Annotated in this window: 22 protein-coding genes; 13 read left to right on the top strand and 9 right to left on the bottom strand. The window is 62.2% G+C overall.

Annotation, left to right across the window (positions count from 1 at the left end):
- Positions 1-22: 22 nt before the first annotated feature.
- Together AWB67_RS12625 and AWB67_RS12620 are read right to left on the bottom strand one after the other, a co-directional pair.
- Positions 23-808, bottom strand: a complete 786-nt coding sequence (locus tag AWB67_RS12625; protein ID WP_087656589.1) for an alpha/beta fold hydrolase — start codon at positions 806-808, stop codon at positions 23-25.
- Entirely contained in the window at positions 805-1,686 is an 882-nt protein-coding gene (locus AWB67_RS12620) for a fumarylacetoacetate hydrolase family protein (protein WP_087656588.1), read from the bottom strand. Before AWB67_RS12620 ends, AWB67_RS12625 begins: the two co-directional genes overlap by 4 nt.
- Positions 1,687-1,836: 150 nt before the next feature.
- Between AWB67_RS12620 and AWB67_RS12615 the strand changes: the two genes are divergently transcribed.
- Positions 1,837-2,550: a FadR/GntR family transcriptional regulator gene (locus AWB67_RS12615; RefSeq protein ID WP_087656587.1), complete on the top strand. Its 714-nt coding sequence runs from the start codon at positions 1,837-1,839 to the stop codon at positions 2,548-2,550.
- 52 nt (positions 2,551-2,602) lie between these two features.
- Positions 2,603-2,812: a hypothetical protein gene (locus AWB67_RS41815; RefSeq protein ID WP_087656699.1), complete on the top strand. Its 210-nt coding sequence runs from the start codon at positions 2,603-2,605 to the stop codon at positions 2,810-2,812.
- 325 nt (positions 2,813-3,137) lie between these two features.
- On the opposite strand, the gene AWB67_RS39525 is transcribed toward AWB67_RS41815, so the two are convergent.
- A complete protein-coding gene (locus tag AWB67_RS39525; protein ID WP_125477590.1) occupies positions 3,138-3,389 on the bottom strand; it encodes a hypothetical protein in 252 nt (83 codons plus the stop codon).
- Between the two features lie 562 nt (positions 3,390-3,951).
- Here AWB67_RS39525 and AWB67_RS12605 point away from each other — a divergent pair.
- The 3 genes from AWB67_RS12605 to AWB67_RS12595 all read left to right on the top strand — a co-directional run bounded on the left by AWB67_RS12605 (position 3,952) and on the right by AWB67_RS12595 (position 6,147).
- Entirely contained in the window at positions 3,952-4,329 is a 378-nt protein-coding gene (locus tag AWB67_RS12605; RefSeq protein ID WP_327365775.1) for a phasin family protein, read from the top strand.
- A gap of 180 nt (positions 4,330-4,509) precedes the next feature.
- The gene (gene phaP, locus AWB67_RS12600; RefSeq protein WP_159964839.1) at positions 4,510-5,001 is read left to right on the top strand and encodes a TIGR01841 family phasin; all 492 of its coding nucleotides are present in this window, start codon (positions 4,510-4,512) and stop codon (positions 4,999-5,001) included.
- Positions 5,002-5,079: 78 nt separating this feature from the next.
- Complete coding sequence (locus tag AWB67_RS12595; RefSeq protein WP_087656584.1) at positions 5,080-6,147, top strand: extracellular catalytic domain type 1 short-chain-length polyhydroxyalkanoate depolymerase; 1,068 nt, start codon at positions 5,080-5,082, stop codon at positions 6,145-6,147.
- Between the two features lie 5 nt (positions 6,148-6,152).
- On the opposite strand, the gene AWB67_RS12590 is transcribed toward AWB67_RS12595, so the two are convergent.
- Both AWB67_RS12590 and AWB67_RS12585 read right to left on the bottom strand, forming a co-directional pair.
- Positions 6,153-7,730 (bottom strand): aldehyde dehydrogenase (NADP(+)), encoded by a 1,578-nt coding sequence (locus tag AWB67_RS12590; RefSeq protein ID WP_087656583.1) that lies wholly within the window; start codon positions 7,728-7,730, stop codon positions 6,153-6,155.
- Entirely contained in the window at positions 7,727-8,371 is a 645-nt protein-coding gene (locus tag AWB67_RS12585) for a cysteine hydrolase family protein (RefSeq protein WP_087656582.1), read from the bottom strand. The genes AWB67_RS12590 and AWB67_RS12585 overlap by 4 nt, the downstream gene beginning before the upstream one ends.
- Before the next feature lie 192 nt (positions 8,372-8,563).
- On the opposite strand from AWB67_RS12585, the gene AWB67_RS12580 reads away from it, so the two are divergent.
- The 3 genes from AWB67_RS12580 (at position 8,564) to AWB67_RS12570 (ending at position 10,799) form a co-directional block, all read left to right on the top strand.
- Positions 8,564-9,061, top strand: a complete 498-nt coding sequence (locus AWB67_RS12580) for a winged helix-turn-helix transcriptional regulator (protein WP_087656581.1) — start codon at positions 8,564-8,566, stop codon at positions 9,059-9,061.
- Between the two features lie 81 nt (positions 9,062-9,142).
- Positions 9,143-10,024 carry a bifunctional helix-turn-helix transcriptional regulator/GNAT family N-acetyltransferase gene (locus AWB67_RS12575; RefSeq protein ID WP_087656580.1) on the top strand — a complete coding sequence of 294 codons (882 nt, stop codon included), beginning with the start codon at positions 9,143-9,145 and terminating at the stop codon, positions 10,022-10,024.
- Positions 10,025-10,031: 7 nt separating this feature from the next.
- Complete coding sequence (locus AWB67_RS12570) at positions 10,032-10,799, top strand: MBL fold metallo-hydrolase (protein ID WP_087656579.1); 768 nt, start codon at positions 10,032-10,034, stop codon at positions 10,797-10,799.
- Here AWB67_RS12570 and AWB67_RS12565 read toward each other — a convergent pair whose 3' ends face one another.
- The 3 genes from AWB67_RS12565 to glcC form a co-directional block, all read right to left on the bottom strand.
- The gene (locus tag AWB67_RS12565; protein ID WP_087656578.1) at positions 10,800-11,168 is read right to left on the bottom strand and encodes a hypothetical protein; all 369 of its coding nucleotides are present in this window, start codon (positions 11,166-11,168) and stop codon (positions 10,800-10,802) included.
- A 4-nt stretch (positions 11,169-11,172) separates the two neighbouring features.
- Positions 11,173-12,237, bottom strand: a complete 1,065-nt coding sequence (locus AWB67_RS12560; protein WP_087656577.1) for a HoxN/HupN/NixA family nickel/cobalt transporter — start codon at positions 12,235-12,237, stop codon at positions 11,173-11,175.
- Positions 12,238-12,462: 225 nt separating this feature from the next.
- Positions 12,463-13,230 carry a transcriptional regulator GlcC gene (glcC, locus tag AWB67_RS12555; RefSeq protein ID WP_087656576.1) on the bottom strand — a complete coding sequence of 256 codons (768 nt, stop codon included), beginning with the start codon at positions 13,228-13,230 and terminating at the stop codon, positions 12,463-12,465.
- Between the two features lie 222 nt (positions 13,231-13,452).
- Here glcC and glcD point away from each other — a divergent pair, with 222 nt between their 5' ends.
- The 4 genes from glcD to AWB67_RS12535 all read left to right on the top strand — a co-directional run bounded on the left by glcD (position 13,453) and on the right by AWB67_RS12535 (position 18,682).
- Positions 13,453-14,952, top strand: coding sequence for a glycolate oxidase subunit GlcD (gene glcD, locus AWB67_RS12550; RefSeq protein ID WP_087656575.1), 1,500 nt, complete (start codon positions 13,453-13,455; stop codon positions 14,950-14,952).
- The gene (gene glcE, locus AWB67_RS12545; RefSeq protein ID WP_087656574.1) at positions 14,952-16,019 is read left to right on the top strand and encodes a glycolate oxidase subunit GlcE; all 1,068 of its coding nucleotides are present in this window, start codon (positions 14,952-14,954) and stop codon (positions 16,017-16,019) included. The genes glcD and glcE overlap by 1 nt, the downstream gene beginning before the upstream one ends.
- Positions 16,020-16,043: 24 nt before the next feature.
- Complete coding sequence (gene glcF, locus AWB67_RS12540; RefSeq protein WP_087656573.1) at positions 16,044-17,261, top strand: glycolate oxidase subunit GlcF; 1,218 nt, start codon at positions 16,044-16,046, stop codon at positions 17,259-17,261.
- A 110-nt stretch (positions 17,262-17,371) separates the two neighbouring features.
- A complete protein-coding gene (locus AWB67_RS12535) occupies positions 17,372-18,682 on the top strand; it encodes an MFS transporter (RefSeq protein WP_087656572.1) in 1,311 nt (436 codons plus the stop codon).
- Between the two features lie 28 nt (positions 18,683-18,710).
- Here AWB67_RS12535 and AWB67_RS12530 read toward each other — a convergent pair whose 3' ends face one another.
- A complete protein-coding gene (locus AWB67_RS12530) occupies positions 18,711-19,106 on the bottom strand; it encodes a response regulator (protein WP_087656571.1) in 396 nt (131 codons plus the stop codon).
- A 374-nt stretch (positions 19,107-19,480) separates the two neighbouring features.
- Here AWB67_RS12530 and AWB67_RS12525 point away from each other — a divergent pair.
- A partial coding sequence (locus AWB67_RS12525; RefSeq protein ID WP_235025127.1) for a methyl-accepting chemotaxis protein occupies positions 19,481-20,301 on the top strand: 821 nt, incomplete at its 3' end.

Raw genomic sequence — 20,301 nt, 5'->3', positions numbered from 1 at the left:
TCTCCTCCGATAGGTGGGGGACTTACTGCATTGACTGATAGAAGGCCTTGAGCTCTTCGGCGCATTCGGCAGGCTTTTCGAAGGTCGTCCAGTGGCCGCAGCCCGACAGGACCCTGACCTTGCTTCCGGCGATGCGCTCGCCCATGGCTTTGACCGCTGCCGGCGGTCCGACTCCATCTTCGTCGCCGGTGACCAGCAACGTCGGAACTGAAATCTTCTCGACCTCGGCTGCCTGGGCGCCCGCCAGCGCTTCACAACTTTGAGCGTAACCCTCAGGCGACTGTCGCATCACGCTTTCACGAACAAGTGCGAGCGTCACCGGGCGCTGCGCCTTCGTTTCGGCGCTCGTCGCAGCCTTGACGATGACGTCCGCGATTTCTTGCACGCCGGCGATGCCCTTTTCGCGGGACAGCGCCGCACGAGCCTGAATGCCCGGCCTGCCCTGGTCCGGCGGAGCCAGTAACGGACCGAACAACGCGAGGCTCTTCACGAGCTCCGGGTGCTTGACGGCCAGATGCTGCGCGACGATGGTGCCCATCGAGTGCGCTACGACGTGCGCCTTCGATACGCCGAGTTCTCCCAGCACGCTCGCCAGGGTATCGACGTAAAGGTCGATGGAAAGCGGTTGGGATGCCAGTGCCGACCGGGCGCTTCCCGGCAACTCAGGCCGGACGACCTTCATACCCTCGAACGCCGACAGCACCGGCGTCCAGTTATTCGATGACCCGCCGAGACCATGAATACAAACCACCGCCTGGCCGTCGCCGTCGACTTCAACGGCGACGTTTCGAATCAGCGCCGTGCTCATTCGCCCACCTCGTTTTCCAGCACGCCGACGTTCTGAATCTCGATGCGGACCACATTGCCCTGTTGCAGGAACTTCGGCGGATTGAAGCCGATGCCGACGCCAGCAGGCGTGCCCGTCGCAATCACATCGCCCGGTTGCAATTCGATGCCAGCCGAAAGCGTTTCGATGAGCGTCGGGATGTCGAAAATTAGTTGCTGGGTGTTCGAGTTCTGACGCAGTTCGCCGTTCACCCAGCATTTCACATCAACGTTCTGGCCGTCGACTTCGTCGGCCGTCACGAGATACGGACCCATCGGGCAGAAGCCGTCGAGCGACTTGCCGATGAACCATTGGCGGTGGAGCTTCTGCAGGTCGCGAGCGGTGAAGTCGTTGATGACCGTGTAGCCGAAGACATAGTCCATCGCATCGGCCTTCTTGATGCCCCGGCCGGCCTTGCCGATGACCACGCCAAGTTCCGCTTCGTAGTCCAGTTGGCTCGTGACGTTCGTGTGGCGCGGAATCTTCACGCCCGGGCCGATGACTGTGCTGGCAGGCTTTGTGAATATGACGGGCGCTTCGGGGGCGTGTTCACCATCTTTGGCGCTGCTGTCGAAACCGGAATTCTGGAATTCCGCCGCGTGCTCGTGATAGTTCTTGCCGACACAGAAGATATTGCGGCGCGGCTGGTCGATGGGGGCCAGCACTTTTGCCTCGCTCAGGGGACGTCCTTCACCGCGCGGTCGGAGGTCGCCCTTGAATTTTGCGAACGACTGGACCAATTGGACCATATCGCCTTCGAACTCCGGGACCAGGGTAGCGATAGGCCAGAACACCGACTTTTCAGCATCGACGAGGGCGAGCGCCTTGGCGCCGTCAAATTCAAGGTTTGCAAGTTTCATGGAGTAACTCCTAATTTGGTCCAATTGGTTGGCGTAGGACGTAATGTAGAACCAAAAAGGAGACCACGCAAGTCATGGTTAACCAAAACATAGCCAATTGGTACCGTAATTTGGTATCATTGCGTCAACGCATTGCGGGGAGCTATAAAAATGAACGAAGTTGAAGCGAAAAGTCCGATACGCGCCGCGGGAGCGAAGGCGCTCGCGGCTTATTTGGTCGATGAGATTGCATCAGGCCGGATGCGGGACGGCTTCAGGCTTCCCGCCGAACGGCAATTGAGCGAACAGTTCGGTGCATCGCGCGGGGCTGTGCGCCGCGTCCTGCAGGAGTTGAAAGACCGCGGTCTGATTACGCAGACGGTCGGCAGCGGCACGTTCGTCCTGGCGGGGGCAGCGGAGTCATTGCCTCCATCCAAAGTCGTGGCCGACGAGCCGCCAGAAACTCAGACGAGTCCAGCGGAGCTGATGGAAGCGCGCCTTCTTATCGAACCACTGATGCCGAAACTTATCGCGCGCAACGCCACGTCATCGGACTTCGCGCGAATGATGGAATGCATTGAGCGCTCGGAGGCTGCCGCGACGGTCGAGGAGTTCGAGCATTGGGACGGCGAGCTGCATCGCACATTCGCTCTCGCGACTCACAACTCGTTTTTCCTGAAGGTGCTTGAGTTGACGAATCGCGTGCGCGAGCAGGGCGAATGGGGTCGTCTCAAGCGCCACTCGCTCACCCCTGAGCGCCGCAAGGAATACGAGGCACAGCACCGGGCGATTGTCGAAGCGCTACGCGACCGCGACGCGGAGCAGGCCGGCCAGATGCTCACCGGACACCTGCGTCAGATTCAGCACAATCTATTCGGCCTATGACGGGTCGCGCGTTGTGATTTGCGCACGTAAGGACCTGTACTGATGCAATCCGATATGCGAAGACGGCTACAGCATCTGGGGCCACGCAATCCTCCAGCAAGCAGACATTCTGCAACCCGAGAAGTACGCGGCGGGTGGCACCATTACCCGAAACAACAGGCTGGTTGACGCATCGGGCGTCCTTGGCCTTTTCGACACAGAAGAGGAAGCACAGTACGCTGGCCTCAGCTGGGCCCGTGCGGGGGTCGACAGCCACGGCTAGACAGGACCGGCGCGAAAGGCTTGGCGTGATAACGCGATGACCGCGGAGCACGAACAGGGGAAGAATCATGTCGTCATTGCCATCGAAGACCATTCTTGCGCGTGCTTCGATTTGTCTAGGCTCAGGTGAACCTTTCCAATTAGGAAATCAAGAACTTATCAGGCGGTTTAGGGAAGTTTTTTTAATTCGTCAACACGTCAGCAGCAGGTCATCCACGCTGCCCCTTGAAATGCGTTGTCGAACGGTCGATGGGCAAGAATATCGGGCGGGAGAGGTGGCGGCAAGAAGCGCCACGCTGGACGCTTCTTGAGAGTGAAGCGATTCTCTACGATCCCTGAAAGATATCGCACGACAGGCCGGGGATGCACGCGGTGTTGTATCGGGTGCGTCCGCTGTCATAGGCTCCCCGCGCCGGTGAGCCGCCATACGACGAATCACCGGTGCTCGGCGCGGCAGTCTGCGACATCGACGATTGATCGGAGGAGGACGGGGTTTGTTGCGTCGTCTGCGAATAGGCGATACCGACGCCCATCGACAGCACGACTGCACTCGCAACTCGAATAAGCCTGGTTCTCATATTGGCGCCTCGTTTATGCACGGGTTACGTTTCGACGCTACCAATGTGCCTTGCACATCGGCAAACGTCCGAATTTGTTATCGCTCGGGAACCCGGAAAGCTGGGCGTGGGCCGGGCGGGAAAGCATCGTAAATGACGGAAGCGGGCGTGTTATGGCGAGCCCGCGTTTTTTGACTGGAATGCCGGTCGAGTCTGTTGGTAGAGGCTGCGTGGCATTATCCGACGCGCGCTGTCGGAAGCACGAATATGTGCGGGGTGACTTTGTGGGTCGGCAACGGGCGAAAGGGGCGTTGCAATGATGATTTATAGACCGGCGCCGCGCGAAAAACCAGAAGATATGCTTTCGACGTGCGTCCAGGCATGCGACGTGCGTCAGAACGAAAGAAGGCTGTAACGGTTCGGCAAGCGTGATGAAGCAAGTGCCCGGCAGTCGCATAAAAGGCGGATTTTATTTTCTGCTGGCCCATACTGTGTGACGCTCCAATTCACTTTGGTTTATTGATTAACGGATCGAGGAGACACCATGTCAACGCCATTTAATCCGCTTACCGACTTCACGAAAATGCTGGAGCAATTCAAATTCCCCGGCGTCGATTCGGCTTCCATTACCGAGTCGACGCGCAAGGACCTGCAGGCACTGACGGAGGCAAATCGGCTCGCCTATGAAGGGATGCAGGCGCTGATCCGCAAGCAAACCGAATTGCTGAACGAAAATGCGCGCGCCATTCAGACCGCGGCGCAGCAAATTCAAGGCGCTACGCCTACCGAAGTGATGGCGAGCCAAAGTGAATTCGTTCAAAAATCGCTGCAAAAGGCCTTCGACAATATGCGCCAGCTCGCGGAAATCGCGCAGCAGTCGCAAACGGCCGCAATCGCGGCAATGACGCGGCGTGCCGAAGAAAACATGCAGGCTTTGAAGACGATTACGCCCTCCAAATAGCCGATTCAGCCGGTAATGTTCAGAACTTTTGTCCATGCCGCCAATTTGCACAGATCGAAAATCGATGCTTGACGCCTGCCGAGACTGCCGTATGATGGCTTCATTGTTGCAATGCAGCAAAAAGCCATTCGATGGTCCGGATTGACCGGTCCAGGGCGAACTCTCACACAGGAGCGGTCAATGTTTCCTTCATTTCCCCAGCAGGCTTCGTCGGGTGCGGCATCGAATTTTCAGCTGTTCGTCAGCGTGTCCAAGCGCTATGCGAGCGGACTCCAGCAACTGGCCGAACTGAACGTGCAGACGATCAAGACGGTTATGGAAGAAAGCACCTCGGTTCTGAAGGCCGGTCCGGTCGTAAAGCCGGGTGAATTCCTGAGCCTGCAACCGAAACTGTTCGCGGCGCTGCCGGAAAAAGCGGCAGCGTATTCGCGCCATTTCCTGAATATCGTCCGCTCGACCGAAACCGACATTCTGAACGAAACGCGCAGCCAGTTCGGCAAGTACGGCTTCAACATGAAGGGCGTGTTCGAAACGGCCGCGCAGCAGAGTGAAGCATTCGCGAAGGGTCCGGTCGCACTTTTGTCGAACGCCGCGAAGGAATCGGCCGATGCCGCCGACGAAACCGCTGCTGTCGTCGTCGATGCGAGCAGCGAAATCGCTCAGAAGCATTGATTGTCCTGTAGCACCGTTGTTTTGGAGCCCGCGTCAGGCGGGCTTTTTATTGCGTTCGTTTTAACTTAGGGAAACCCGATGACCACTTCCGATCCGTTTGCTTCGGCCCAAGACACGTTCTGGTCGCTTCTCGCACTCGGACCGATGGGGCTCACGGCACAATTTTTCGTCGATCCAGAGACGGCTGTGGCAGCTCAGCCGCTTAAGGACGTAGTCCCGGAAGTGGAAGAAGCGGTCGTCCGAATCGAGCCGGCAACTGGCGGAGCCCAATGGCTGAGCCGCCGTTTCGAGCACGACGGCGACACGCTCCCCTTCAAACTCTATATCCCGAGCGGCTACGACGGCCAGCCGCTGCCGCTGATGGTGATGCTTCACGGCGCGCAGCAGCACCCGGACGACTTCGCGGCAGGCACCGGCATGAATGCCGTCGCGGAAGCCGAGGGTTATATCGTCGTGTATCCGGAGCAGTCGGAAGGCGCTAATCTCTTTCGCTGCTGGAACTGGTTCCGTCCGGGCGACCAGACGCGCGAATCGGGCGAGACGGCGATGGTCGCGGCCCTCACGCGCGAAGTGATGGCGATGTGCAACGTCGATGCCGCGCGCGTGTATGTCGCGGGCATGTCCGCGGGCGGCGCGATGGCCGTCAATCTCGCGGTGACGCATCCGGAGCTATATGCGGCCGCCGCGATCCATTCGGGCATGGCGTTCGGCGTCGCCGATGAACCGCTTTCCGCGCTCTGCGCAATGAACGACGGCATGGGCAAGGTGCGTCTGCCGGTGTCGTCGGCGGAGGGAATCCGGGCGCGCGCGGTGCCGCTGATCGTCTTTCACGGCGATGCCGACGATACCGTGCATCCGCGCAACGGCGAGCAGATCGTCGCGATGAGCCGCCTTTTGCTCGGCGATGAAGCAGACGCGCATCCGCCCGCGTTGACGCATCTCGAAAGCGCGGAGAACGGCTACGCGTACACGCGCCACGTGTTTCGCGATCAGGAAAACGTGACGGTCGGCGAGCAGTGGATCGTGCACGGGCTCGGCCACGCGTGGTCCGGCGGCAACCCCGACGGCACGCACACCGACGTTCGCGGGCCGCATGCGACGCGCGAGATCGTGCGGTTCTTTGCGCAATTCGCGCTGGATGCATAGGTCACTCAGGCTTTAGCCAGATCACCATCGATCACGCGCCAGATGCCGCGCGGATTGTCCCGCTTCAACGCTTCCGGCAGCAGGTCGTCCGGAAAGCCCTGATAGCACACCGGCCTCAAGAATCGCTCGATCGACGTCGTGCCGACCGACGTGAAGCGGCTGTCCGACGTCGCCGGGAACGGTCCACCGTGAATCGACGCATTCGACACCTCTTGCGGATGCGCGAACGCATTGATCACGATGCGGCCAGTGCGACGCTCGAGCACCGGCAACAGACGAGCGGCGAGCGCGTGATCGGCCTGGTCGACCTGCATCGTGGCCGAAAGCTGTCCGCGAAACTGCTTCGCGATGGCAACCAATTGCTCGATGTCCTTCGCGCGCACGAGCAACGCTGCCGGTCCAAACACTTCCTCCGATAGCGACGGCTCCTCGAGCATGTGCGCCCCATCGACTTCGAACAGAATCGATTCGCCGTCCCACGCGCCCTGCGCCTTGCCGCCCGCTGCGATTCTCTCCGCCCCCGCGTTGCGCTGCCGCTCCACGTTCTTGCGATACGCCGTCGAGATGCCGGGCGTCAGCATCGTGCGGGCGTGCATTGCTTCTACGCGGGCGATCATCGCCTGCCTGAGTTCGGCGTAGCCGGGACCGTCGATAGCGAGCAGGATCGCGGGCTTCAGACACGCCTGACCGACGGTCACGAGCATGCGTTCGGTGAAGCCGTCGCCGATGTCTCGGCCGCGTGCCGCGAGCGCAGCAGGCAACACGAAGGTCGGATTGACGCTCGTCATTTCGGTGAAGACGGGGATCGGATCGGGACGTTGCTGTGCTCGCCGATACAGGGCCATGCCACCGCCTTCGGAGCCGGTGAAGGTGACGCCCTTGATGAGCGGATGATCGACGAGCGCCTCGCCGATTTCATTGCCGCCGCCACGCAACAGCGAAAACACGCCTTCGTGCAGGCCCGAATCTTCGACGGCCTGCCGGATCACGCGAGCCATCATTTCGGACGCTCCGGGATGCGCGTTGTGCGCCTTCAGTACCACCGGACAGCCCGCCGCCAGCGCCGACGCGGTGTCTCCGCCCGCGACCGAATACGAGATCGGAAAATTGCTCGCGCCGAAGATCGCGACGGGACCGAGCGCGATCTTCTGCATCCGATGATCCATCCGCGCGCGCGGTTGACGCTCCGGCTGAGCGGGATCGATCGTCGCCTGCCGGAAGCGCCCTTGACGCACGACGGCCGCGAACTGGCGAAACTGCGTCGCCGATTTACCGGCTTCGGCTTCGAGCTGCGCGACCGGTAAGCCCGTTTCGAGCGACGCGCGTTGCGCGAGTTCGGGCGCGATGGCGTCGAGGCCATCGGCGATGCGCTCGAGAAACGCGGCGCGTTTGTCGAGCGTCGTGTTGTTGTAGCTGTCAAAGGCGTCGTCGGCGAGTCGTGCTGCGCGGTCGACTTCCGCGACGCCGCCGAATGCGAAGGACGGTTCGATTTCGGCGTTCGTTGCGGGGTTCAGTGCTTTCATGCTGCCGGCGGTCGCGCTCAATTCATGCGCGCCGATCAGCAGGTTGCCAGTGAGCTTCACGACGGTTCTCCTTGCGAAACGGGCAGCGCCGCGATCAACTCTTGCGTCGTGAGGATTTCGTGCGCGAAAGTCGGGCCATTCAGCTTGTGCGCCGCATGCATCATCTCCGCGGTGAAGGCGGCCGTTGCATCGCGCACAAGCGTGACGTGATAGCCAAGTTCCATCGCAAAGCGCGAGGTGGATTCGATGCACGTATTCGCGAGCAAGCCGACGACGATTACATGTGTGATGCCCTGCTGTTTCAACTGGAAGTCGAGATCGGTGTTGGCGAATCCACTTTGCGCCCAATGTTCGTGGACGATGATGTCGTTGTCCTGCGGCACGAAGTCGGGATGCCATTCGCCGCCCCATGTGCCCTTTTCGAACGTGTGACGTTGCTGGACAAGACGTTGGGTCGGGTTGGGATGGTCCCAGTTGTCGTAATCGCCGGGTTGCCAGCGGCGATGCGGGACGTACACGACCTGTATCCCCGCCTTGCGCGCGGCAGCGACGGTCGAACGGAGGTTCTCGAGCAGCCTGACGTTCGTCGCGATCTCCTTGATCATCGGGAATATCTTTCCGCCTTCCGACAGAAAATCGTTGTACGGGTCGACGAGTAACAGGCCGGTGCGCTCCGCACGGTAGTTGGTGGAATCGGGCATTTCGGTTCTCCAGTAGAGGCTTTGATACGAAGATTTCGCGACGCTTCGCGCATCGGTTGCGCTGGTCGCAGCATACGACTATGAAAAACATAGTGTCAAGATTGTTTGCGCTGTTCCGTACGATTCGGGTACGCGTTGCCGTCCGGGAATCGTGCTACTATGAAATTGAGAGTGACTTGGGGAGAATGAATCGTGGCACGAGTTTCGGAGAAGGCCAGCACGGTGTGTCCAGTTGCGCGGTCGCTGGATATCGTCGGCGATCGATGGTCTGTTCTGGTCTTAAGGGAACTGTTCATGGGCGCGACGCGCTTCGAGGAAATCCAGATTCAGACCGAAGCAACGCCGCAGATGCTCGCTACACGCTTAAAATCGCTGGAAGCGGACGCGATGATCGAACGTCATCCGTACAGCGAGAAGCCGCTGCGGTATGAATATCGTCTGACGGAGAAGGGGCGGTCGTTTTATCCCGTCGTTCACGCACTACGCGCATGGGGCGAGACCTGGTGCAAGGAGAAGCGCGAGAAGGTCGCCGTGCGTTTCGTGCATCGTGAATGTGGACACGATGTGGGGCTAGGGAACGTTTGCGCGCATTGCGGCGTTCCAGTCGAACGGAAGGATCTGGATGCGACCATGAGCAGTCGGTTCGCGAAGGAACGGGAACAACGGCGCGCGGTGTTCAAGGGGAAGTAGCAGCTTGCATCGCGCGATCGCGGCACGAAGCTCGCGCTGATCAATTTGACTTCCGCGAAATCTCTGACTAAAGTCAGAGATATGAACGCGCATCCCATCCAGCAGGTTCGAAGTTTCAATCGGACGGTCGCCGAAGGCATCGGCGCGCTCGACGAGCGTTTCCTCGGCCGCGCCCGTCCAATGGGCGAATCGCGCCTGCTTTGGGAAATCGGAATCGATGGCGTCGAAGTCCGTGCGCTTCGAACTCGACTCGGTCTCGACTCGGGTTACATCAGCCGCACGCTGCGCGCATTGGAAAAGCAGGGATTCGTCGTGGTAGAAACATGCGACGACGACCGTCGTGTGCGCAAAGCACGCCTCACCAAGGCTGGCCTCGCAGAACGCGCCGAGCTGGACCGCCGATCGGATTCGGTCGCCTCGCACATTCTCGAATCGCTTAACGAGCAGCAACGCGCGACGCTCGTCGCGGCGATGGCCGAAGTCGAGCGCTTGCTGCAACCGTCGCTCGTGCGCATGGAGATCGAAGACCCGACGAGCGACGACGCGCGCGCATGCTTCGACAAATACTTCGCCGAACTCGATAGGCGTTTTGAAACTGGCTTCGATCCGGCGTTGAGCCTTTCCGCAGATGCACAGGACCTGACGCCCCCCGCCGGGGAACTGATCGTCGCGCGACTGCGCGGCAGCGTTGCAGGCTGTGTGGCGCTCAAGTTTCACAAGAAGGCGCCGGCTGAATTGAAGCGCATGTGGGTGAGCTCGTCCGCACGCGGGCTCGGCATCGCGCGGCAATTGCTGGCCGAAGCCGAGCGGCATGCGCAGAAGGCAGGCGCCCGCGCGATTCGCCTTGAAACGAACCGGGGTTTGACCGAGGCAATCAACCTGTATCGACGCTCGGGATATATTGAGGTCGACGCATTCAACGACGAACCATACGCGCATCACTGGTTCGAAAAAAAACTCTAAACACTCTATGCTCCCAATTGCCGACCGATGGTTCGAACTGAAACGCATCAGCGATGAAATCACCTTGCTGTGGGAGCCGCACGTCGTGCCGCTCATGCGCTGCAATATCTGGCATGTACGCGGCCGCGACCGCGACTTGATGATCGACACCGGCATGGGCATCGCGAGCCTTCGCGACGCCGCGCGGCACCTGCTGCAAAAAGACGTGACTGCCGTCGCGACGCATACGCACTCCGACCACGTCGGCGGACATCACGAGTTCGAGCACACGCTGGTCCACGAACTGGAGGCGGAGAACCTGCGCTCGCCGCGAGAGCGCGGAACGCTGCTGGCATCGGTATTGGGCGAGGCGGCGATTCGCCGATACAGCGCATTCGGTTACCCGTTCGACGGTGACTTGATCACGGCGCTTCCGCATGCCGAGTACCAGATGTCGGAGTACCACTTGCGTGGCGCGTCCGTGACGAAAACCGTCACCGAAGGCGATGTGGTCGATCTCGGCGACCGGCATTTCGAGGTGTTGCATCTGCCGGGGCACTCGCCAGGAAGCATCGGGCTTTGGGAAGCGGCCAGCGGCACGCTATTTTCAGGCGACGCGATCTATGATGGTCCGCTGCTCGACGAGATCAAAGGCGCCGATATCCCGACTTACGTGCGCACGATGAAGCGTCTGCGCGAATTGCCTGTGCGCGTCGTTCACGCGGGACATGACACGAGCTTCGGCCGGGAACGGCTCGTCACGCTGATCGATGCGTATCTCGCGAAGCGAACGTAATCATTTTTTCCGGCTACGCCGGCGTGGCTTAGGCTCGACGCCTATGCGCCCGTCGCGCGCCAGTACGAGCGCCGTCATCCTCTCTGCGACGGCTTCAAACTCCGGATCGTCCTGCGGCACGTAAAGCCATTTGCCAAGCACCGGATGCGGCCGCAACGCAGGTATCTCTTCGATAAGCGCCGCGTGGCGCTCTTGCGACGTGCACACCAGCAAGCCATTCCACGGCTTGTCCCGATCGGCTGCGACGAGACAGAGCAGGCCATCGACATACGCGGCGTCGCAGCCGAACATCCTCTTTCGAATGTAGGTGGCATCGCGCTCGAACGGCTCGAAGATCCAGACGAGCGAGTTGCGGACGGTCGATGGCATCGTCTTAGAGAGACGTTGTTCCAGCGTCGATTTCTTCGAAGCGCTTCCACTTGTAGACTACGGCCGACAGCACCCAACAGACGACGAACACCCCCACGATCGCATAGCCGATCAACCCGAAGTTCTCATTCAGCCGCGCGACAGAGTCCCAGAACCAGCCGCTCATCCGCAGCTTGTCGCCGAGCAGGCCAAGCCCTTCGATACTACCGACCAGCAAGGCGACGATCACGGAAATCGTCGTGATCGTGATGTTGTAGTAGAGCTTGCGGATCGGCTTGACGAACGCCCAGCCGTATGCGCCGAGCATGAGAATGCTGTCCGTCGTATCGATCAGCGTCATGCCTGCTGTGAAGAGCACCGGGAAGACGAGGATCGACCAGATCGGCATGCCCTGCGCGGCACCTGCGGCCGAAAGCCCGAGCAGCCCGACTTCGGTCGCCGTGTCGAATCCGAGGCCGAACAGGAAGCCGAGGAAGTACATGTGCCAGCTCTTGGTGATCAGGCGAAAGAGCGGGCGGAAGAGGCGCGCGAGAAATCCGCGATCGGCGAGCAGCAGGTCGAAGTCTTCATCGTTATATGGCTCACCGCGCCGAACGCGACGAAACGCACGGATGATGGAGCGCAGAATCACGAGGTTCATCAGCGCGATCGCGAAGAGGAAAAACGTCGACACGAGCGTGCCGATCAATCCGCCGATCTCCTTGAAGCCAGCCATCCTGCTTTGCAAGGCCATAGCAGTCGCAGCGATGCCGACCGATGCGAGCACGACGATCGTCGAATGGCCGAGCGAGAACATCAGCCCGACCGTGATCGGACGCTTGCCTTCCTGCATCAGCTTTCGCGTGACGTTGTCGATCGCCGCGATGTGATCCGCGTCGACCGCGTGGCGCAGCCCAAGCGAATACGCAAGCAGGCTGGTGCCCATCAGCAGCGGATAGTCGTGGAACGCGACGAATGCCCAGATCCAGGCGGCAACATTGAACGCGACGAGAAGCGCATAGACCGTGACGACCTTCTGACGCAACTGCCCGTTGTCATCGCCGAATATTGCCCGGATGAAGTTTGTCATGTGCTTTTTGTAAGGTCGATGGTTGGCTCGTATCCGCTTCGCGTCAAATGATACCTTTACAAAAATAGCTCATACCCGATCAGGCTCCGTCCAAGGAAACCGCCATGCAGCGAATCACGATAACAATTGACGAGGAACTGCTTGCGACGGTCTACGCGAAGCATCATCAAGGCTAAGACGCTTCGCAGCACGATCACTTTCACGCCTGGACCGCGCTATCGATAGTCACGTCCACCCTTCCAGCCGCAACGTCGAGCGCACGAGCCGCTGCTCCTCCTGCTCGATCTCCGCGAAGTTCTCGCGCACGCTCTTGATGTGCTGGCTAGCCGCGCGCCGCGCCTGCTCGGGCAGCTTGCCGGTCACCGCGTTATAGAGCCGCGCATGCTGACGATCGATTGCGCGTTTTTGCGCCTCGCGGTGATAGAGATTGTTCACGGACGCGAACACCGAGCTCAGCATCAAATCGTTGAGCGTGGCGAGCGTATGCACGAGCACTGGATTGTGTGACGCCTCGGAAATCGCGAGATGGAACGCGTGGTCGAGCCGCGCGTGCGTCGAGGCGTCCGTGTCCCGCGAGTTCGCCGCCACCATCTCTTCATAGCGCCGCGTAATGAGGATGTAGTCGGCGGGCGTGCCGCGCAACGCCGCGAGCCGCGCCGATTCCGCCTCGATCATCTCGCGCACCTCCAGCAGATCGTAGAGCGTGCGCGGCTGCGAGCCGAGCAGATGCATCATCGGCGCCTGCGCGGGTTCGGCGCTCAGTTTCGCGACGAACGATCCCTTTCCCTGCGACGTCTCGATCAGGCCGCGGGCCCGCAAGATCTTCAGCCCTTCGCGCAGCGCCGTGCGCGACACGCCGAGCTTTTCCGTCAGCCGCCGCTCCGACGGCAGCGTCTGCCCCTGCTTAAGCACGCCGTCGACGATCAGTCGTTCGATTCTCTCGACGACCACGTCCGCGAGCTGGCGTTTGGCTTCGGGTTGGGTCTCTTTCATCGCGCCTCCCACTGGTATGACCACCTTCCTAGGGTAGCACGCCGCGACTCACATTTTCCGCCAAACGCTATACCAGCAAGGGAAGCACTGGTTCTGATTTAAGAGAACGCATGGCAGAAAGTGGTACGACCAGTGTGAAACCGTTCGACAGGGCAGTGGCAAGCCGCAAGAATCGGTTCAAACAAGGCGTTTATCGAGCGCCAACATTGGAGACGACACCCCATGACCTACGCCTACGACGAGGCGCTCGACGGCCCCTTGCGCGATCACGACAAAGCCGCGATCGTGCGCGACCTCACGACGCTTCTCCCCGACCTCCAGCTCCTCCACTCGAAAGAAGACCTGCGCCCCTTCGAATGCGACGGCCTCTCCGCGTACCGCATCACGCCGATGCTGGTCGCGCTGCCGGGCACCGTCGATGAAGTCGTCGCGCTCATGAAGTACGCGTCAGCGCATCACATACCGGTGGTCGCGCGCGGCGCGGGTACGGGTCTGTCAGGCGGCGCGTTGCCGCTCGAAAAAGGCATCCTGCTCGTGATGGCGCGCTTCAATCGCATCGTCGAACTCGATCCTGAGGCCTGCACCGCGCGTGTGCAGCCCGGCGTGCGCAACCTCGCGATCTCGCAGGCCGCAGCACCCCACGGTCTCTACTACGCGCCCGATCCATCGTCGCAAATCGCGTGCTCGATCGGCGGCAACGTGGCCGAAAACGCGGGCGGCGTGCATTGCCTCAAATACGGGCTGACGGTCCACAACATCCTGAAGGTCGAGGTCGTGACGATCGACGGCGAGCGCCTCACGCTCGGCTCCGAAGCGCTGGATTCGCCTGGCTTCGACCTGCTCGCGCTCTTTACCGGATCGGAGGGGATGCTCGGCATCGTGGTCGAGGTCACGGTCAAGCTGCTGACCAAGCCGCAGAGCGCGAAGGTGCTGCTCGCGAGCTTCGACGACGTCGAGAAAGCCGGCGATTCGGTCGCGAAGATCATCGCGGCGGGCGTGATTCCCGGCGGGCTCGAAATGATGGACAACCTCTCGATCCGTGCGGCGGAGGACTTCATCCACGCGGGCTATCCCGTCGATGCCGAAGCGCTGCTGCTCTGCGAAGTCGATGGCGCGGAGTCAGACGTGCAGGAGGATTGCGAGCGCGTCGAGGCGCTCTTGCGCGCGGCGGGCGCGACCGACATCCGGCTCGCGGCGAACGAAGCCGAGCGCCAGCGCTTCTGGGCCGGCCGCAAGAACGCGTTTCCGGCGGTCGGCCGCATCTCGCCGGACTACTACTGCATGGACGGCACGATCCCGCGCCGCGAACTCTCGCGCGTGTTGCGCGGTATCGCGGAGCTGTCGGAACAATATGGGCTGCGCGTCGCGAACGTGTTCCATGCGGGCGACGGCAACATGCACCCGCTAATCCTCTTCGATGCCAATGCCCCCGGCGAGATGGAACGCGCCGAAGCGATCGGCGCGCGCATCCTGGAACTGTGCGTCGCGGTCGGCGGCAGCATCACGGGCGAACATGGCGTGGGGCGCGAGAAGATCAACCAGATGTGCGCGCAGTTCAACAGCGACGAACTGACGTTCTTCCACGCGGTGAAAGCCGCGTTCGACCCGGACGGCCTCCTCAACCCCGGCAAGAACGTGCCGACGCTGCACCGCTGTGCCGAATTCGGCTCGATGCACGTGCATCACGGCGCATTGCCCTTTCCCGAACTGGAGCGCTTCTGATGCGACGTGACCTGATCTCCATCGACGACAGCGCGCGCCTCGTCGAACACGTTCGCGAAGCGCTCGCGGACAAAAGGCCGCTGCGCATCCGCGGCAGCGACAGCAAGGCGTTTCTCGGACGGCCGGTCGCCGCCGACGAGATCGACACGCGTTCGCATCGCGGCATCGTGAGCTACGAGCCGAGTGAGCTCGTCATTACAGCGCGCGCCGGCACGCCGCTCGCCGAGATCAACGCGATCCTCGACGACGCTGGCCAGATGCTGCCCTGCGAGCCGCCAGCCTTCGGCGGCGAAGCGACGGTCGGCGGCGCGGTCGCGAGCGGTTTGTCGGGTCCGCGCCGTCCCTGGGCGGGATCAGTGCGCGACTTCATCCTCGGCTGCCGCGTGATCACGGGCGAAGCGAAGCATCTGCGCTTCGGCGGGCAGGTGATGAAAAACGTCGCGGGGTACGACGTGTCGCGGCTGATCGGCGGGAGCTTCGGCTGTCTCGGGCTGATCACGGAAGTGTCGCTGAAGGTGCTGCCGAAGCCGCGCGAGTCGCGCTGCCTCGCGCTCCATATCGACGCCGATGAGGCGATGCGCGAGCTGTCCGCGTGGCGCAAGTCGGCGTTGCCGGTCACGGGCGCCTGCCATCTCGACGGCCGTTTGCACGTACGGCTCGAAGGCGGCGCGGGATCGGTGCGCGCGGCGCTCGAACGCATCGGCGGCGAAGCGATCGATGCGCGCTTCTGGGCGTCGCTGCGCGAACAGCGCCTGCCATTCTTCGACGACCCGCGTCCGCTCTGGCGCCTCTCCCTGCCGAACGATACGCCGCTCGTCGATTTGCCGGGCGCGGCTCTGCTCGACTGGGCTGGCGCGCAGCGCTGGCTCAAGAGCGACGCGCCCGCCGCGACGATTCGCCAGATCGCGAGCGCGCACGGTGGCCACGCGACGTGCTTTACGCGAACGCCGGGCATCGAGCCGTTTCACCCGATCCCCGCGCCGCTGATGCGCTATCACCGGCAACTGAAGGCGCGTCTCGATCCGCAGGGCATTTTCAATCCCGGGCGCATGTACGCCGACTACTGACGCGAGACCGAGAGGCGACCGATCATGCAAACCAATCTCAGCGACGAAGCCAAACTGCTGCCGCGCGCAAAGGAAGCGGAGGACATCCTGCGCTCGTGCGTGCACTGCGGCTTCTGCAATGCGACCTGCCCGACGTATCAACTGCTCGGCAACGAACTCGACGGCCCGCGCGGACGCATCTATCTCATCAAGCAGATGCTCGAAGGCGAGCCCGTCACCGACAAGACGCAACTCCACCTCGACCGGTGCCTGACGTGCCGCAACTGCGAGACGACGTGTCCGTCGGGCGTGACGTATCACGCGCTGCTCGACATCGGGCGGGAGATGCTGGAGCGGCGCGTCGCGCGGCCCGCCGCTGAGCGTGCGCTGCGCGCCGGGCTGCGCCACGTCATTCCGCGCGCGAAGACGTTCGGTGCGCTGCTGAAAGTCGGGCGGATGATGCGGCCGGTCTTGCCCGCCGCGCTCGGCGACAAGATTCCGCATGAAGCGGCCGCAGCCGGCCAGCGACCAGTCAAGCGGCATGCGCGGAAGATGTTGATGCTTGAAGGCTGCGCGCAGCGCTCGCTCTCGCCGAATACGAATGCGGCCGCCGCGCGCGTGCTCGACCGCTTCGGCATCAGCATCGAAGGCGCGCCCGAGGCGGGCTGCTGCGGCGCGACCGACTATCACCTGAACGCACAGGACGCGGGGCTCGAACGCGCTCGCCGCAACATCGACGCATGGTGGCCGAAGATCGACGCGGGCGCCGAAGCGATCATCCAGACGGCGAGCGGCTGCGGCGCGTTCGTCAAGGAATACGGCCACTTGCTGTGCGACGATCCGCTCTATGCCGTCAAGGCGCGCCGCGTGAGCGAATTGACGCGCGATCTCGGCGAAGTGCTTGCAGCGCTACCGCTCGAACAGTTGAGCATCGAAGCGGATCAGCGTGTCGCGTTTCATTGCCCGTGCACGCTGCAGCACGCGCAGAAGCTCGGCGGTTCGGTGGAAGGCGTGCTCGGCCGGCTCGGATTCGATCTCGCGCCCGTGCCTGATGCGCACCTGTGCTGCGGATCGGCCGGCACGTATTCGTTCACGCAGCCCGAACTCGCTCGCAGGCTTCGCGACAACAAGCTCGACGCGCTCGAAAGCGGCAAGCCCGACGTCATCGCGACGGCCAACATCGGCTGTCAGACGCACCTCGGCGCGGGCGGACGCACAGCGGTGCGCCACTGGATCGAGATCGTCGACGAAGCGATCGCTTGAGGCGCGTCTTCAGATTTTTTGAATCACCCGAGCATTTTTAGATCGCCCGCACGGCCACGAGCCGCGCACGGGCGGCCCCTTTTCGTATCATCCGAAGAGACTGGAGACATATGGACATCCTCGCCAAAACCACCGACACCGTCTTCGACCGCGCCACCGTCGAAGCCCGCGCCTACTCGAAAGCCACCTGGCGCCTGTTGCCGTTTCTATTCATCTGCTACGTCGCGGCTTATCTGGATCGCGTGAACGTCGGATTCGCCAAGCTGCAGATGCTGAACGACCTCAAGTTCAGCGAGACCGTGTACGGCCTCGGCGCAGGCATCTTCTTCATCGGCTATTTCCTGTTCGAGGTGCCGAGCAACATCATCATGCATCGCGTGGGCGCACGAGTGTGGATCGCGCGGATCATGATCACGTGGGCGATCATTTCGGCGGCGGCGCTGTTCGTCAAGACGCCGATTGCGTTCTACGTCATGCGCTTTCTGCTCGGCGTGGCGGAGGCGGGCTTCTTTCCCGGCATCGTGCTTTATCTGACCTACTGGTTCCCCGCCGAGCGGCGCTCACGCATGAACGCGCTCTTCATGATGGGCATTCCGATCGCGGGCGTGGTCGGCGGGCCGCTCTCCGGCTGGATCATGAACGCGTTCCAGGGCGTGGGCGGCTGGTCGAACTGGCAGTGGCTCTTCTTGCTCGAGGCGATTCCGTCGGCGATTCTGGGCGTCGTGACGCTTTTCTGCCTGCCGAACGGCATCCGCGCGGCGCGCTGGCTCACCGATGACGAGAAGCAAGTGCTCGAAGCGAACATCGAACGCGACAGCGCCGGCAAGACGCACGGGTCGCTCGCGGGCGTCTTCACGGATGCGCGCATCTGGCGCATGGCTGCCATCTACTTCTGCTGCATGATGGGCCTGTACGGCATCAGCTTTTACCTGCCGACGCTCGTGAAAGCGACCGGCGTGAAGAGCGCGCTCGACGTCGGCCTTCTCAGCGCGATTCCGTATGCGTGCGCGGTCGCGAGCATGTTCCTCGTGGCGCGCAGCGCGGATCGCACCGGCGAGCGGCGCTGGCACTTCGCGATTCCGGCGGTGCTCGCGGGCGCCGGTCTCTTCGCCAGCACGCAACTCACCGGCAACATCCCGCTCGCGATGATCGCGTTGACGGTCGGCACGGCCGGCATGCTCGCGACGATGCCGGTCTTCTGGACCTATCCGAGCGCGATCGTCGCGGGCGGCTCGGCGGCGGCGGCCATCGGCATGATCAATTCGATCGGCAATCTGGCAGGGTTCGTGAGCGCGTCGATCATCGGCTGGATGAAGGACGTGACGCACAGCACGAATGCGGGGATCTACTGCGTGGCGGGCGCACTCGTGCTAGGCGCGGTGCTCGCGCTGCGTCATCCGCGGCAGACGGTGAATCGCTGAGAGAGGCTGCTCCGCCGGCCCGACGTCTCTAACGGGCGTCACGCGCTGGGTGCGGCGCGTCCGAGTCGATGCCCGCGGCGGCCCAGGTTTCGAGCGCATGCTTCAGCACCGGCCATTCGAAGGGCTTGTGCAAATAGCCATCGAACGACGGGAAGTCGTCGTCGTGCAAATCGGTTCGCCCCGTCACCGCGATCATGCACGCGTCCTGCGAGGCGCCTTCGTCGCGAAGGCGTTCGCAGGCGTGTCTGCCGTCGCCGTCGGGAAGGCCGACGTCGCACAGGATCACGTCGAAGCGAGTGGTGGTCGCGTACTCCGTCGCCGTCTTGCAGTCGTAGGCCACCTCGACGGAGTGTCCCAATTCGGCCGCGAGCGCCGCCAAACTGTCTGCTGAATCGCGAACATCGTCGATAACCAGGATCTTCATGTGAGCTCCACCGTCCCTAACTCAGCAGCGCGCGGCGCGCACTTCTTACCAGCCAAGCAAGCTCAATGCCATACAGCGGCACGCGCTGCGACAAGGCTGCGAAGTTTCGCCAACGCAAAACCAGCCTGTATTAGTTCCCCGGAGAGTAGCTTTGCGCATGCGCTCCGGGGCCCGCACATTGATGCGACGAATTTGCAGCGTCGCATCGAGGCGCGCGCAAATCCTCAAGGTAATCGCGCCGCTGTCGTTAAACGGTTGTCCGGGCGTTCTCGCCCGTTCCACCCAGCAGGCGCACCGCCGCCGCTGCCGTGCAATTCGCGGTGCGATCCCAACCATCCATGTTTTCGACGATAAAAGGCCGGCTGGCACTGGCCATGACGTTTCTGAGCGCGCTTTTGATAGCGATCGGCACCATCGGCCTGATCGGCATGAGCCAGTCCAATGCCACGAGCCATGAACTTTTCACCAACCAGATGCCGAGCGCCGTGTCGGTTGGAAACGCCGAGATGTTCATGGCGCGCGAGCGCCTGAGCTTCGACCGCGCCGCGCTGAACGCGGGCACGCCGGCCGCCGAAGACGCGATCGGACGCGGCGCGCTGATGCGCAAGACCTCCGACGACGCCTGGACGACCTACTCGGCGTTGCCGGTAGAGCCGGGCGAGAAGCCCCTGGCCGACGCTTTCAACAGCCAGCGGCTCGCGCTGCAAAAGCTGCTGGATGCCAGCTACGCCGACATTCGCGCCAACGATCACGACAGAATTCTCAAGGGCGCCAACGAAATGCAGGCGCTTTTCACGGAGTTCGCAAAGTCGGGCGTCGAATTGCGCAAGTTCCAGTTCGAATCAGCGAAGACGGCGTATGAAGAAGGCGAGGCGAAGTTCAACCGGTTCCGCACGCTGAGCATCGCCGCGATCCTGCTGGGCGTGGCGGCCGCCGCTTATTCGTGGGTGTCGCTGCGCCGCAAAATCGCGCGGCCGCTTGACGCAGCGCTCGCGCAGTTCGATGCCATCGCGGCCGGCGATCTGCGAACCGAAGTCGTCGTGACGTCGAACGACGAAATGGGCCAACTGCTGCGCGGCCTTACGAAAATGCAGACAAGCCTCATCACGACCGTGCGCACGGTGCGCTCGGGCAGCGAATCGATCGCCTCGGCGACGAAGGAAATCGCGGCGGGCAATATCGATTTGTCGTCGCG

Origin of the sequence: Caballeronia terrestris, assembly GCF_001544515.1 — a bacterium.
GTDB classification, from domain to species: domain Bacteria; phylum Pseudomonadota; class Gammaproteobacteria; order Burkholderiales; family Burkholderiaceae; genus Caballeronia; species Caballeronia terrestris.
Note: the sequence above shows the minus strand (reverse complement) of the source record. Positions and strands in the feature narration are given on the sequence as shown.